At 28.4% G+C, this 13,353-nt stretch carries 16 protein-coding genes; 5 read left to right on the top strand and 11 right to left on the bottom strand.

The genetic code is table 11. From position 1 onward, the window contains the following. The first annotated feature begins 36 nt into the window (after positions 1 to 36). Positions 37 to 372: a DUF2853 family protein gene (locus Q0714_RS09575; RefSeq protein WP_298264515.1), complete on the top strand. Its 336-nt coding sequence runs from the start codon at positions 37 to 39 to the stop codon at positions 370 to 372. Between the two features lie 71 nt (positions 373 to 443). Here Q0714_RS09575 and Q0714_RS09570 read toward each other — a convergent pair whose 3' ends face one another. The 9 genes from Q0714_RS09570 to Q0714_RS09530 form a co-directional block, all read right to left on the bottom strand. After that, a complete protein-coding gene (locus Q0714_RS09570) occupies positions 444 to 731 on the bottom strand; it encodes a hypothetical protein (RefSeq protein WP_298264514.1) in 288 nt (95 codons plus the stop codon). A gap of 12 nt (positions 732 to 743) precedes the next feature. Continuing rightward, positions 744 to 1,718: a deoxyhypusine synthase family protein gene (locus Q0714_RS09565; protein ID WP_298264512.1), complete on the bottom strand. Its 975-nt coding sequence runs from the start codon at positions 1,716 to 1,718 to the stop codon at positions 744 to 746. Continuing rightward, on the bottom strand, positions 1,708 to 2,646 hold the full coding sequence (speB, locus tag Q0714_RS09560) for an agmatinase (RefSeq protein WP_298264510.1): 939 nt from the start codon (positions 2,644 to 2,646) through the stop codon (positions 1,708 to 1,710). Before speB ends, Q0714_RS09565 begins: the two co-directional genes overlap by 11 nt. After that, positions 2,639 to 4,036: an arginine decarboxylase gene (locus Q0714_RS09555; protein WP_298264508.1), complete on the bottom strand. Its 1,398-nt coding sequence runs from the start codon at positions 4,034 to 4,036 to the stop codon at positions 2,639 to 2,641. Before Q0714_RS09555 ends, speB begins: the two co-directional genes overlap by 8 nt. 322 nt (positions 4,037 to 4,358) lie before the next feature. Continuing rightward, complete coding sequence (gene yaaA / locus Q0714_RS09550) at positions 4,359 to 5,117, bottom strand: peroxide stress protein YaaA (protein WP_298264507.1); 759 nt, start codon at positions 5,115 to 5,117, stop codon at positions 4,359 to 4,361. A gap of 25 nt (positions 5,118 to 5,142) precedes the next feature. Further along, positions 5,143 to 5,796: a VOC family protein gene (locus Q0714_RS09545; protein ID WP_298264506.1), complete on the bottom strand. Its 654-nt coding sequence runs from the start codon at positions 5,794 to 5,796 to the stop codon at positions 5,143 to 5,145. A gap of 79 nt (positions 5,797 to 5,875) precedes the next feature. Continuing rightward, on the bottom strand, positions 5,876 to 6,484 hold the full coding sequence (locus Q0714_RS09540) for a CatA-like O-acetyltransferase (protein WP_298264581.1): 609 nt from the start codon (positions 6,482 to 6,484) through the stop codon (positions 5,876 to 5,878). A gap of 30 nt (positions 6,485 to 6,514) precedes the next feature. Further along, on the bottom strand, positions 6,515 to 7,540 hold the full coding sequence (locus tag Q0714_RS09535; RefSeq protein ID WP_298264504.1) for an RluA family pseudouridine synthase: 1,026 nt from the start codon (positions 7,538 to 7,540) through the stop codon (positions 6,515 to 6,517). After that, positions 7,540 to 8,130 (bottom strand): PASTA domain-containing protein, encoded by a 591-nt coding sequence (locus tag Q0714_RS09530; RefSeq protein WP_298264503.1) that lies wholly within the window; start codon positions 8,128 to 8,130, stop codon positions 7,540 to 7,542. The genes Q0714_RS09535 and Q0714_RS09530 overlap by 1 nt, the downstream gene beginning before the upstream one ends. Before the next feature lie 193 nt (positions 8,131 to 8,323). Here Q0714_RS09530 and Q0714_RS09525 point away from each other — a divergent pair, with 193 nt between their 5' ends. The 4 genes from Q0714_RS09525 to Q0714_RS09510 are packed head-to-tail and all read left to right on the top strand — an operon-like array spanning position 8,324 to position 12,343. Next, positions 8,324 to 9,301, top strand: coding sequence for a D-alanine--D-alanine ligase (locus Q0714_RS09525; protein WP_298264502.1), 978 nt, complete (start codon positions 8,324 to 8,326; stop codon positions 9,299 to 9,301). Positions 9,302 to 9,303: 2 nt separating this feature from the next. Beyond that, positions 9,304 to 9,759 (top strand): pantetheine-phosphate adenylyltransferase, encoded by a 456-nt coding sequence (gene coaD, locus Q0714_RS09520; protein ID WP_298264500.1) that lies wholly within the window; start codon positions 9,304 to 9,306, stop codon positions 9,757 to 9,759. A gap of 11 nt (positions 9,760 to 9,770) precedes the next feature. After that, positions 9,771 to 11,516, top strand: coding sequence for a M14 family metallopeptidase (locus tag Q0714_RS09515; RefSeq protein ID WP_298264498.1), 1,746 nt, complete (start codon positions 9,771 to 9,773; stop codon positions 11,514 to 11,516). An 11-nt stretch (positions 11,517 to 11,527) separates the two neighbouring features. Next, the gene (locus Q0714_RS09510; protein WP_298264496.1) at positions 11,528 to 12,343 is read left to right on the top strand and encodes a DUF1853 family protein; all 816 of its coding nucleotides are present in this window, start codon (positions 11,528 to 11,530) and stop codon (positions 12,341 to 12,343) included. A 5-nt stretch (positions 12,344 to 12,348) separates the two neighbouring features. On the opposite strand, the gene Q0714_RS09505 is transcribed toward Q0714_RS09510, so the two are convergent. Together Q0714_RS09505 and Q0714_RS09500 are read right to left on the bottom strand one after the other, a co-directional pair. Further along, on the bottom strand, positions 12,349 to 12,759 hold the full coding sequence (locus Q0714_RS09505) for a VOC family protein (protein ID WP_298264495.1): 411 nt from the start codon (positions 12,757 to 12,759) through the stop codon (positions 12,349 to 12,351). 49 nt (positions 12,760 to 12,808) lie between these two features. After that, entirely contained in the window at positions 12,809 to 13,288 is a 480-nt protein-coding gene (locus tag Q0714_RS09500) for a hypothetical protein (RefSeq protein ID WP_298264493.1), read from the bottom strand. Positions 13,289 to 13,353: the final 65 nt, after the last annotated feature.

Below are 13,353 nucleotides of genomic sequence, written 5' to 3'. Positions count from 1 at the left end.
TCTATTTTTAATTAATAATAAAAAAATTCGTTACTCATGAGTAAATTTGATGAAAAAATAACACTTTATCAAAGTGAAATGAAAAAATTAGGTCTTAGTTTTGACGCTGATTTACTAACAAAAGTTACTAAAGGATTAGGTCCTTCAATCTACAAAGCTGATGCTGAAACTGTTTCTGGATCTGATGAAAAAGAACTTGAAACTGTAAAAAATAATTTTTTAATTAAAAAATTAGGTTTATCTGATGGTCCAAAATTAGATAGTGCCTTAGAATCTGTAATTGAAAAAGTAGGAAAATCTAACAGAAATAAATATAGAGCTATTGTTTATTATTTATTAGTAAAAGAATTAGGTCAAGAATCTAAGTATTAATTGCATACTTATTTCAAAAAATAAAAAGACCTGCATGAGCAGGTCTTTTTATTTTTTAAGGGCTAGAAATTTTAATCTTCGTCCATTTCATCTGGTAAATCTTCTACATCATTATCATAAACTTCATCAAAGTTATCTTCGTCAGCATCATAGTCTTCCATCGTCTCTTCCAACTTCAAACTAATTTTAACTAAATAAATAGTGTCTTCAGTTTTTACTTCTACAGCTCTCACTGTTTCATCTTTCGCATTTTTAAAAGTTATAATATCTCTATATCCATATCCATTTGGAAATTTTTCAACTAATAAATCTAAAATATCACTTGTTAGTTTGCTATAATCTACAATTACTCTTTTCATTAATTTCTACAATTACATATTTAACAAATAAGCGAAAATCAAAGGCGCTACAATTGTGGCATCTGATTCAATAATATATTTTGGTGTATGAATATCTAATTTACCCCAAGTGATTTTTTCATTAGGAACAGCTCCTGAATAAGAACCATAACTTGTTGTTGAGTCTGAAATTTGACAAAAATAACTCCAAAACGGTGTATCGGTACGTTCCATATCTTGATATAACATAGGTACAACACATATTGGAAAATCTCCAGCTATACCTCCTCCAATTTGAAAGAATCCTATACCTTCTTTTGAATTTTCTGTATACCAATCTGCCAAAAACGTCATATATTCGATTCCAGACTTCATAGTGCTTGCTTTCAATTCACCTTTTAAAACATAAGAGGCAAAAATATTACCCATAGTACTATCTTCCCAACCAGGAACTACCATTGGCAAATTAGCTTCAGCTGCAGCCAACATCCAACTATTTTTAGGATCAATTTCATAATACTGTTCCAAAACTCCAGAAAGCACCAACTTATACATAAATTCATGAGGAAAATAGCGTTCACCAGCATTTTCAGCATCTTTCCAAATTTTAAAAATATGCTCTTGTAAACGTCTAAATGCTTCTTCTTCTGGGATACAAGTATCTGTAACTCTGTTCAACCCTTTTTCTAATAAATCCCATTCATCTTGAGGTGTCAAATCTCTATAATTAGGAACTCTTTTATAATGAGAATGCGCTACCAAATTCATGATATCTTCTTCTAAATTAGCACCTGTACAAGAAATAATTTGTACTTTGTTTTGTCTAATTACTTCTGCAAATATTTTTCCTAATTCAGCAGTACTCATTGCACCTGCAAGAGAAACTAACATTTTTGAACCTTTTGCTAATTGGTTTTCATATTCTTTAGCAGCATCCACAACTGAGGCTGCGTTAAAATGTAAATAATATTTTTCAATAAAATTTGAAATAGCTCCTTTAGTAGTCATAATCTTCGTCTTCGAATTTAGTTGATTTATGGTTAGGTTCTTTATAACCATCTATATTATCATATTCATCTATTTCAGTGTTTGCAAACTTGTAACTAAGCATTTTATAGTACAATTTTGCAGCTAAGAAATCTGATGATTTTTCATCTTTATTTGGGCAAAGTTCAACAATATCAAACCCTACTACATTTTTTTCTTTAAAAACTTTTTGAAGAAACTCCAATGTTTCATACCACAACAACCCTCCTGGTTCTGGCGTACCAGTTGAAGGCATAATTGACGGATCAAAAGCATCTAAATCAATAGTTAAAAAAACGTTATTAGTCATTAAATCTATTGCATTATCCATCCAATAATCATCTTGAGCCATTTCATGTGCAAAAAACACTTTATCTTCATCCATAACTGTTTTTTCAATAGCATCCATACTACGAATCCCTACTTGAATTAGGTTGGTATTTTGACTTGCTTCATAAACAGCACAAGCATGATTACATTTAGAGCCTTCATATTCCTTTCTCAAATCGGCATGAGCATCAATTTGCACTACTGTTAAATTATCAAAACACTCGTTAAATGCTCTAATTGAACCAATTGAAATTGAATGTTCGCCTCCAAATAAGGTTACAAATTTATTTTTTTGAATATAGGATTTTGTAATATTATGAACCTCTGCCACCATTGTTTCTGGAGATGAGTTTTCAGTAACAGGATCAGCTAAAAACACACCGTTTTTGTAAACTTCAGAATCTGTTTCAATATCATATAATTCCATATTTTCAGATGCTTCTAAAAAAGCTTCTGGACCTTTGTCTGCTCCTTTTTGCCAAGTACTTGTTCCATCATAAGGAACAGGGATTAAAACTACTTTTGAAGTTTCAATTTTTGAATACTGCTCAGGAATTCCTGCGTATGTTCTTTTATTCATAACCCAATATTTTTAAAAAATCTTTTGCTGTTTGTTTTTCTTTAAAAACTTTAAATTCTAATTTTTGTTCGTTGTTTTTTGATATAATTATATGTTTTGGTTGTGGAATTAAACAGTGTTGTAACCCTCCATAACCTCCTATTGATTCTTGATAAGCACCTGTATTAAAAAACCCTAAATACAATGGTTTATCTTCTTTATATGTTGGTAAATAAACGGCGTTTATATGCTGTTCTGAATTGTAATAATCATCACTATCACAAGTAAGTCCACCTAATAAAACACGTTCATAAACATCATTCCATCTGTTTAAAGGTAATAAAATAAATCTTTTATTTATAGCCCAACTATCAGGTAATGTAGTAATAAATGATGAGTTAATCATATTCCAATTTTCTCTATCATTTTGTTTTTTCTGATAAAGAACTTTGTAAATAGCTCCTCCGCTTTCGCCAACAGTATAACTGCCAAATTCTGTAAAAATATGTGGTGTTTGCACCTCAGCTTCTTCACAAGCATTTTGAATTTGAGAAATAATTTCATCAATCATATACTCGTAGTCATAATCAAATGCTAATGAATTTTTTATAGGGAAACCGCCACCAATATTCAAACTATCTAAAGAAGGACAAATTCGTTTTAGGTTAATGTAAACTTTTAAACATTTATTCAATTCATTCCAATAATAAGCATTGTCTTTAATACCTGTATTGATAAAGAAATGTAACATTTTTAAATTTACCTTATTATTTTCTTTGATTTCTCTTCGATAAAAATCTACAATATTTTTATATCCTATCCCTAATCTTGAAGTATAAAATTCGAATTTTGGCTCTTCTTCAGATGCTATTCTAATTCCAATATTCATTTTTCTACGAACTCCATTTGTTAACAGTCCAATTTCTTCATAATTGTCTATTATTGGGATACAGTTTTTATGTCCGTTATTAATTAATTTTTGAATATTTGAAATATACTCATCCCGTTTAAAACCATTACATAAAATGTAGGTTTTATCGGTAATTTTACCTTCTTTTTTTAGGTTCTCTACAATGTTAATATCAAAAGCCGAAGAAGTTTCAATATGTATATCGTTGGTTAATGCTTCATCAAGCACATGTTTAAAGTGAGAACTTTTTGTGCAATAACAATAGTGATATTTGCCTTTGTATTTATGTTTACGCATAGTGCGTTTAAACATTTCTTTAGCTTTTTGAATGTTCTCGCTAATTTTTGGCAAATATGTAAATTTTAAAGGCGTTCCGTATTCTTCCACTAATTTCATCATATCAATATCGTGGAAGTGTAAATTTTTGCTGTTATCCACTTTAAATTCTTCTTGTGGAAAATCAAATGTTTGATTGATTAGATCAATATATTTATTATTCATTTAGTATTATATTAATTTTTTTGATAAAAAATAGCATAAAGCTATAAGATTTTACAGTAACTAATACTAAATCATACTCTTAAAACTGAATATATGTGCTGATTATTTACAACAAAAAGAAAGTTGTAATTAATAAAAATACGGTTAAAAGAAGTTCTTATTTTTTTATATTTTCCGTTATACTTCCTAAGTATATTGTAACCTAAAAACCTCTTTACAAATAGGTTACAACCGAAAAAAGACATATCTTTCATCGTTAATAAAAAATAACGTGACAAACATATATAAAAAATAAATATAATTTTAAAAAAAATATAAAAATTTATCGTGTAAATACCAATTCGGTAGTAGAAGATAAATTAGAATCTAATGCATACCCTTCATAATTAAACCCCTTTAAGCCTTCTAAGGTTTCAATATTATGATCAATTATATAACGAACCATTAATCCTCGAGCTTTTTTAGCAAAAAAACTAATCATTTTTAGTTTTCCATTTTTATAATCTTTAAAAACAGGTGTAATAACTGGAACTTTAAGTAAAGTTGGTTTAATTACTTTAAAATATTCATTACTAGCAAGATTTAAAAATAACTCATCCTCATCTAATTCTTCATTTAAAGCTTCAGTAATTCTTTTCCCCCAATATTGATATAAGTTTTCTTTACGACCAACTTTTAACTTTGTTCCCATTTCTAAACGATAAGCTTGCATTAAATCTAACGGTTTTAACAAACCGTATTGACCCGATAAAATTCTTAGCTTTTGTTGAAGTTCTTCTAACTTATTTGCTGGAATTGTATAGGCATCTAAACCAATATAAACATCTCCTTTAAAAGCATATACAGCCTGACGAGCATTTTGTAATGAAAATGGCAATTCCCATTCTTGATTTCTCTTCCAGTTTAGTTCTCCTAACTTGGAGGAAATATTCATTAATTCTGATAGTTTTTTAGGAGATTTCTTTTTTAAAACTTTATTTAATTTTTCAGCATCACTTAAAAAAATACCTTGTGTATAGTTTGAAGTTGGTATGTTGCTTTCGAAATCTAATGATTTTGCGGGTGATATAACTATTTTCATATTCTATTTTTAGTCTGAAACAAATTTACATGATTTCAATTATTTCTCCTTTTTTAAATTCAAAATTAAAATCCCCTTTAACAATAAAGTCTGATTGATAAATTTTATCTCCAGTAGGAAACCATTTTCTCAACTTATTATTCGCAATAATAAACAATCCATCTTCATCACCTAATGCACAAAACTGTTCCATATCTCCACTATAAATTTTTATTGCTTCAAAAGTATTTAATTTGTTTACTGTACGCTCTATATTATTCGAAGATATTCCTATTTCACTAATGCTATATAGTTGTTTTGAAGAAAATTTTGTTTCAGAAATTAAATTCATATTCTTTCTTGAAATAAATTCTACAATATTTTTATCAATATCATAAAAATAAATTGCTTTAGAATTCCAACTATAAAAATCTTGAATTTCATTGTCTTCAAAACATAAAACATCTACACGTTCTTTTAACCACTCTAATGCTTCTTTCTCTTTATTTGAAGGAATGTTAAAAGCAAAATGATATGGAGTTATATGTTTTTTATACTTAAATGTTAATAGCGACTTACCCACTCTAAAACTTGTAAATTCTGGTGTAGAAATTACTATTGGAAGTTCTAAAATTGTAGCGTAAAAATCTATTTGAAATTCTAACTTATTTGTAAATATTATCAGTTCTTTAATTTTCATTATAGTGTAAATGTAATACAACAAACAATAATTATCGTTAAAAAATAATACAATAAAATTATGAAAGAATAAGTTAAACTTATGTTAGTGTATTAATAAACTGTTGCATTTTAGAAAATAATAATGAAACGTGATAACCATCTAACAAGGCATGATGAACTTCAACTGAAAAAGGTATTTTTTTCAATTCATTGTCATTAAACAAGCCTCCAAAAACTATCTTTGGTATTCCTTTACTATATTCATCACCTTTTCTTGCGTGTTTAAATCCTGTAAACGAAACCCAAGGAATTGTAGAACAATGTACAATTGCTAATTCATCTTCATTTGTATTAAATACTTCACCTCTTTTAAGTTTTAAAATTGCTTTTTTTCCACTGGCATTAAATTCAAAAATTGAAGATGTAGGTGTAAATATAAAATCGCAAAATGAAAAAGTATGATCCTCATTTAAAATGGTAGAACCAACATTAACAGAATCAAAAGCATAAACTTTTTCATTTTTGATTCTTAATTTAAATTCTGGAATTTCATTTATACTTTTTATGGCCACATAAATACAAGCTAATGAAAATAATAAATCATGCTTTTTACAATACGTGTAAAGTTTTGTTACTTCTAAGTTTGCTGTAATATTGAAAAAAGGATCTTTATAAGATTTAAAAAATTTATATTGAGATTTTCTTATTCCAATTATTTACATCAAACTCTTTCATTTTTATTCTTTTTGATGAATGGTATAGGTCCTCCATTTTTCAAGACAGTCCGACATATCTTGAGGTATCTCAGAATTGAATCTTAAAAACTCTTTAGTGGTAGGGTGTTCAAAACCTAATGTTTTTGCATGTAAAGCTTGCCGAGGTAAAACCGTAAAACAATTTTCTACAAACTGCTTATACTTTGTAAATGTGGTTCCTTTTAAGATGGTATCACCTCCATAACGTTCATCATTAAAAAGTGTATGTCCTATATATTTAAAATGAGCTCTTATTTGGTGAGTTCTCCCTGTTTCCAATTTGCACTGCACCAAGGTAACATAGCTAAATCTTTCAATTACTTTATAATGTGTTACGGCGTGTTTTCCAAAATCACCTTCAGGAAAAACACTCATTTGTAGTCTATTTTTTAAACTTCTACCAATATTCCCTTCAATAGTTCCTTCATCTTCTTCAATATTGCCCCAAACTAGCGCATAATATAAGCGTTCAGTTGTTCTATCAAAAAATTGTTTGGATAAATGTGCCATTGCAAACTCTGTTTTGGCAACTACTAATAAACCGCTAGTATCTTTATCTATTCTATGTACTAAACCTGGTCGTTCATTAGAATTAGTTGGTAAATTTTCAATATGATGAATCAATCCATTAACCAGAGTTCCTGAATAATTTCCATGTCCTGGGTGCACCACCATTCCAGCAGGTTTGTTTACAACAATAACTTGGTCATCTTCAAATAAAATTTCTAGAGGAATGTCTTCAGCAACTAATAAGTTTTCATGAGGCGGATGTGCTAATACTACCCTAACCACATCTTTTGGTTTTACTTTGTAATTAGATTTTACTGGAATTTCATTTACCAATACATTTCCTGCCTTTGCTGCTTGTTGAATTTTATTACGAGTCGCATTTTCAATAAAATTCATTAAAAATTTATCAACACGTAAAGGAACTTGTCCTTCATGAGCCACATACCTAAAATGTTCGTAGAACTCTTCTTGTTCTTGCCCTATTTCTTCAATACTCATTACTGTGTTCCTCCTAAATTTGGTGAATAACTACCACTGCCTTTTCCATCACCTAATTTTAAGGTAATTATAGAATTTTTAGGTATTTTATCTCCTGCTTTTACATCTTTTCCTTTAAATTTCATCCCTCTAACCACATCTTTCGCAATATCAGAAACGTAAATTGGATTGGCTCCAATTTTAAAACCAATAGCAGTAAGCTGAGAAACTGCTTGCCGTTTAGTTTTACCATATAAATTTGGTATTTCAACATCTGCGTAACCAGAAGGATTTAGTGTTAAATAAATTTTTCTATTTTCTTTCACATAATCTCCAGCTATAGGTGTTTGCTCTATTACTGATTGTTTTGGATAGTCCGGGTTGTAGCTTGCTGAATCTATAACTACAAAATTTAAGTCTAATTCTTCTAAGGCTTTTTCTACATTAGCTAAACTCATTCTTTCCAAATTAGGAACCTCAATTTTTTGATTATGGTTCGTAGATATATTTAACCATTTCATTACGAGGAAAATAAAAACTACCAAACCAATTACAGCTATTACTAACTGTTTTAAAAACGTTTTTGATTTTATAAATTGAATAAGACTCATTTTTTATATTTTAATTTTGCAAAGATACTTTTTTTGAGTTGAATTGTTTATTTCTTTAAACCTTAAAAAATAAATCTGTTTTAACAACCAACTTATTTTTTATTTCTAACACTTAAATTTTCTTAATTTTTGCACTTAAACTATTAACTATATTTATGTAAGTTTGTAACTATACTCAAATAATAAACTTAAAATGAAAAAAAATATTGCCATTATTATGGGTGGTTACTCCTCTGAAGTAAATATTTCACTAGAAAGCGGAGCTGTTGTTTATCAACATATTTCTAAAGAAAAATACAATACATATAAAGTTCATATCTTAAAAAATAAATGGATAGTAGTTGATGATAATGGAAAAGAGTATGCTATTAATAAACATGATTTTTCTACCATAATCAATAACAAAACAATACATTTTGATTTAGTTTTTAATGTCATACATGGACACCCAGGTGAAGATGGAACTATTTTGGCATACTTTGACTTACTTGGAATAAAACATACTTCTGCCCCATTTTATCAAATGGCATTAACCTTTAACAAACGTGACTGCTTAAGCGTTGTTAAACAATATGGAGTTAAAACTGCTACTTCTTATTACTTAGATAAAGGTGAAACCATTGATGTAGGTAAAATAATAAAAAAAGTAGGCTTACCTTGTTTTGTTAAGCCTAATAAAGCGGGTTCAAGCTTTGGAATTTCTAAAGTGAAACATCAAAATGAAGTTATCCCAGCAATCGAAAAAGCTTTTACCGAAGATTCCCAAATTTTAATTGAAGAATTTTTAGATGGAACTGAAATTACTATTGGCGTTTTAAACTATCATAATACCATAAAAGTACTTCCAATGACCGAAATAGTTTCAGAAAATGATTTTTTTGATTATGAAGCAAAGTATTTAGGAAAGTCTCAAGAAATTACCCCGGCTCGTATTTCAAATGAACTCCATAAAAAATTAGAAAAAATTGCTACAAAAGTTTATAAAATTTTAAATATGAGTGGTTTTTCACGTTCAGAATATATTATTGTAAATGAAGAACCTTACTTTTTAGAAATGAATACAGTTCCAGGACTCACTGCTGCTAGTATCATACCTCAACAAGCGGCAGAAGAAGGTATTGGTTTACAAGAACTTTTTGATAACGCCATTGAAATGGCCTTAAAAAACTAATTATGAGAAGAGCAATTTTTCCAGGGTCTTTTGATCCAATTACATTAGGTCACGTTGATATTGTTAATAGAGCATTGCCTTTATTTGATGAAATTATTATTGCTATTGGAATTAATTCAGATAAAAAATATATGTTTACTCTAGAAGAACGAGTAAATTTTATAAAAGAAAATTATAAAACGGAATCAAAAATTAAAGTACTTACTTACTCTGGTTTAACCACCGATTTTTGCAAAAAAAAGGCTGTAGATTTTATTTTAAGAGGGTTGAGAAACCCTGCTGATTTTGAATTTGAAAAAGCCATAGCTCAAACCAACAGAAAATTATCTAATATTGAAACTGTATTTTTGTTAACATCCGCAGATACCGCATTTATTAGTTCAAGTATTGTTAGAGACGTATTTAGACATGGTGGAGACATAACAGGCTTTGTACCTGAAAGCGTTTACAAAAAATAGTGAAACTTCTTATGAAAAAACACTTTTACTTAGTACTCATAATTATTATAACTTCTTGTAGTAAACCCAACAAAACTACAGTTGATTTTACTACAAAATTTGAAAAATCAGAAGGATTAGAAACAACAACTTATGAAGAAACTATTTCTTATTTTAAAAAATTAGCTCAAGAATTCCCTGAAATTTCCATTCAAGAAATAGGAGTAACAGATAGTGGAAAACCATTACATTTAGTTGTATTTAATAGTTCAAAAGAGTTTAACTTTGAAAAAATTAATGAAGGAAACAAAAATGTAATTCTTATTAATAACGCAATACACCCTGGAGAATCTGATGGAGTGGACGCTTCTATGATGTTGCTAAGAGATATCGTTAAAAATCCTACTAAAATAAAACAGTTAGAACATATTGTTTTAGCAATCATTCCTATTTATAATGTTGGTGGAGCGCTTAATAGAAATAGCTCTTCTAGAGCCAATCAAAATGGCCCAAAAGAATATGGATTCAGAGGGAATGCAAGAAATTTTGATTTAAATAGAGATTTTATAAAAGCTGACACCAAAAATGCACGTACATTTGCTCAATTATTTCATCTGGTAAATCCCGATATTTTTATTGACAACCATGTAAGTAACGGAGCCGATTATCAATATACAATTACCCATTTATTTACTCAACACAATAAATTAGGTAATGATTTAGGTGATTTTATTGAAAACACAATGCGCCCTAGTATTGAAGCTGATTTACTTCAAAAAGATATTATTATAACACCTTATGTAAATGTATGGGGTGCAACTCCTGAAATTGGTTTTAGTCAATTTTTTGACTCTCCACGCTATTCCAGTGGATACACAACACTATTCAATACTCTAGGAATGATGATAGAAACACATATGCTAAAACCCTACAAACAACGTGTTGAGCAAACATATGGTTTGTTGGAAAGTATGATTGATTTCACTATAAATAATGGCAAAAAAATAAAACAACTTCGTAAAAATGCTGTAGATAACATTTTAAAAAGCAACACATATCCTATAGCCTATGAAGTAGTTAAAGACACCTGTTCTATTCTTCAATTTAAAGGATATGAAGGAAGTTATATTGACAGTAAGGTAACAACTGGAAAAAGACTTTTTTACGACCGAACAAAGCCTTATACTAAAAATATTAATTATTACAATCAGTTTAAAGTTGTAAAAGAGATAAACATTCCTAAAGCATATATTTTAAAACAAGGTTGGTGGAAAGTTTTAGAACGATTAAATGACAACAATATTAAATACACAATAGTTGATAAGGATACAATTATAAATGTTGAAGAGCAACATATTAAAGACTACAAAACAAGATCTAATGCATACGAAGGACATTATCCACACTACAACACCTTAGTAACAACTACTTTAAAAGAAGTTAAATTTAATAAAGGAGATATTTACATTCCGGTAAATCAATTTGGAGCGAGATATATTATAGAAACATTAGAAGCTTCAGCAACAGATTCGTTTTTTAATTGGAACTTTTTTGATAGCATTTTACAACAAAAAGAAGGCTATTCCGCTTATGTTTTTGAAGATATTGCAGAACAATTTTTATTAAAAAACCCTACTGTAAAAATTGAGCTTGAGAAAAAAATAGCAACTGATGAAAACTTTGCAAATAATTCAAAAGCTCAATTAGATTTCATCTATAAACATTCTCCTTATTATGAATCGGCACATTTAAAATTACCAATTTATAAAGTGTTTTAATTCATTTGATTATGAGTTTGAATAGCAAAGAAATTCAATTACAATTTGAAGGTTTTTTGAATACTCCTAAACTTTGGACAACTACCAGCGTTTACACCTTAAAACAATTTAAATTTGAGTTGAAAAACACCTTACCCTTTAATGGAAACATTTTAAAAAATCAACGTTTAGGTAAAAGAGTTGAAAGTTTTGTGAGCTTCGTTTTAAATCAAACTGATTCTTGTAAAATTTTAATTGAAAATGCCCAAATACAAAACAATAAAACAACTTTAGGTGAACTCGATTGTATTTTGCTGCAAAATAACACCCCTGTTCATTTAGAAGTCATTTACAAATTTTATTTATATGATAAAACCGTTGGTAAAAACGAAATAGAACATTGGATTGGACCTAATAGAAAAGATAGTTTAGTTGCTAAACTCAACAAATTAAAAGAAAAACAATTACCTATTTTATTTAGTTCATTTACAAAACCATTATTAAAAAAACTAAATATAGATATTGCCACCATTCATCAACAAGTTCTTTTTAAAGCTCAATTATTTACCCCCTATAATAAAGAAAAACCAAAGTTTAATTTATTAAATAAAGAGTGCGTGAAAGGCTTTTATATTCATTATAATCAACTTTCACAATTCAACGATTGTAAGTTCTATATTCCAACAAAATTAAATTGGTTACAAGAAATTAGAGTACCTATTAGATGGTTAACCTATGAACCATTTTTACATAAAATTGAAATATTGATTCAACAAAAAACTGCTCCACTTTGCTGGTTAAAACATCCAAATGGCAACACTGAAAAGTTTTTTGTGGTTTGGTGGTAAAAAGATCAATCAAAAATTTCGTTTTCGTTTTTAAATGCTTTAAATTCTATTGGGTTTCCACTAAAATCCTCAGTAAACATTGTATATTGTTCACCTTTTGAATCTTTATACCTAAGTTGTGGTTTTACAATAAATTTACAATTTGCAGTCGTTAAACTTTGCTTTATATTTTCAAATTCTTCTAATGTTAAAATACATCCAAAATGAGGTATTGGCACTTTAACTCCATCTACTGTTCCACAATAATCCAGTTTTGGAATATTCCTATTGACATGAGCTGATAGTTGATTTCCAAAAAAATCAAAATCTATCCAGTTTTCTGTATATCTACCTTGTTTACACCCTAAAATATCTAGGTAAAATTTTTTGGTAGATGCGATATCTTTTACTTTAAAAGCATAATGAAAAGGTCTCATAATCAACTTATATTAGTTATTAAATTCGATATTAATAAAAAATCATTTTTTATTCAGGCCATTTAATAGTATCATCGTCAATAAAAAGTGGTGACCACTGTATTTCATCCAAAACACCATTAGTTAACCAAAAATTAATCGATTTTTCTTCTATTTCTATTACTTGGTGATTTTCATCATCACTTTCAGAGCAATCTTCTACATCAACATCTTCAAAATTTAAATCAGTTAATTGATTCAATAGTTCACTTTCTTGTAAACCAATCAAAGATTTCCCTTCTAATTGATAAAAATTAGAAGCAACAGAAATCATGGTTAATTTCCATTGTTCTTCTTCATCAAAACCTAAAGAAATTTTTAAATTTTCATACTCCCACGATTCCGTTAAATCTTTTGAACTTTCAGAATATGAAAAAGCATCAATAAATGAAGGCTCTCCTAACAACAATTTTACCTCAGCCCTACTCATTCCAAATTTAAGTACACCTAATCCGTAACCAAGTTTTATCTCTTTAATTTCATTTCTCATAATTATCAAATTTATATTTACAAAGGTACTTTAATAAATGCTAATAAAAATAAAAAACCAAAACT

Source organism: uncultured Lutibacter sp., assembly GCF_947493565.1.
GTDB classification, from domain to species: Bacteria; Bacteroidota; Bacteroidia; order Flavobacteriales; family Flavobacteriaceae; genus Lutibacter; species Lutibacter aestuarii.
Note: the sequence above shows the minus strand (reverse complement) of the source record. Positions and strands in the feature narration are given on the sequence as shown.

Bases quoted from the DNA above. Each gene is read 5' to 3' on its own strand.
- Q0714_RS09575 (WP_298264515.1), top strand. From the start codon at position 37: ATGAGTAAATTTGATGAAAAAATAACACTTTATCAAAGTGAAATGAAA.
- Q0714_RS09570 (WP_298264514.1), bottom strand. From the start codon at position 731: ATGAAAAGAGTAATTGTAGATTATAGCAAACTAACAAGTGATATTTTA.
- Q0714_RS09565 (WP_298264512.1), bottom strand. From the start codon at position 1,718: ATGACTACTAAAGGAGCTATTTCAAATTTTATTGAAAAATATTATTTA.
- speB (WP_298264510.1), bottom strand. From the start codon at position 2,646: ATGAATAAAAGAACATACGCAGGAATTCCTGAGCAGTATTCAAAAATT.
- Q0714_RS09555 (WP_298264508.1), bottom strand. From the start codon at position 4,036: ATGAATAATAAATATATTGATCTAATCAATCAAACATTTGATTTTCCA.
- yaaA (WP_298264507.1), bottom strand. From the start codon at position 5,117: ATGAAAATAGTTATATCACCCGCAAAATCATTAGATTTCGAAAGCAAC.
- Q0714_RS09545 (WP_298264506.1), bottom strand. From the start codon at position 5,796: ATGAAAATTAAAGAACTGATAATATTTACAAATAAGTTAGAATTTCAA.
- Q0714_RS09535 (WP_298264504.1), bottom strand. From the start codon at position 7,540: ATGAGTATTGAAGAAATAGGGCAAGAACAAGAAGAGTTCTACGAACAT.
- Q0714_RS09530 (WP_298264503.1), bottom strand. From the start codon at position 8,130: ATGAGTCTTATTCAATTTATAAAATCAAAAACGTTTTTAAAACAGTTA.
- Q0714_RS09525 (WP_298264502.1), top strand. From the start codon at position 8,324: ATGAAAAAAAATATTGCCATTATTATGGGTGGTTACTCCTCTGAAGTA.
- coaD (WP_298264500.1), top strand. From the start codon at position 9,304: ATGAGAAGAGCAATTTTTCCAGGGTCTTTTGATCCAATTACATTAGGT.
- Q0714_RS09515 (WP_298264498.1), top strand. From the start codon at position 9,771: ATGAAAAAACACTTTTACTTAGTACTCATAATTATTATAACTTCTTGT.
- Q0714_RS09510 (WP_298264496.1), top strand. From the start codon at position 11,528: ATGAGTTTGAATAGCAAAGAAATTCAATTACAATTTGAAGGTTTTTTG.
- Q0714_RS09505 (WP_298264495.1), bottom strand. From the start codon at position 12,759: ATGAGACCTTTTCATTATGCTTTTAAAGTAAAAGATATCGCATCTACC.
- Q0714_RS09500 (WP_298264493.1), bottom strand. From the start codon at position 13,288: ATGAGAAATGAAATTAAAGAGATAAAACTTGGTTACGGATTAGGTGTA.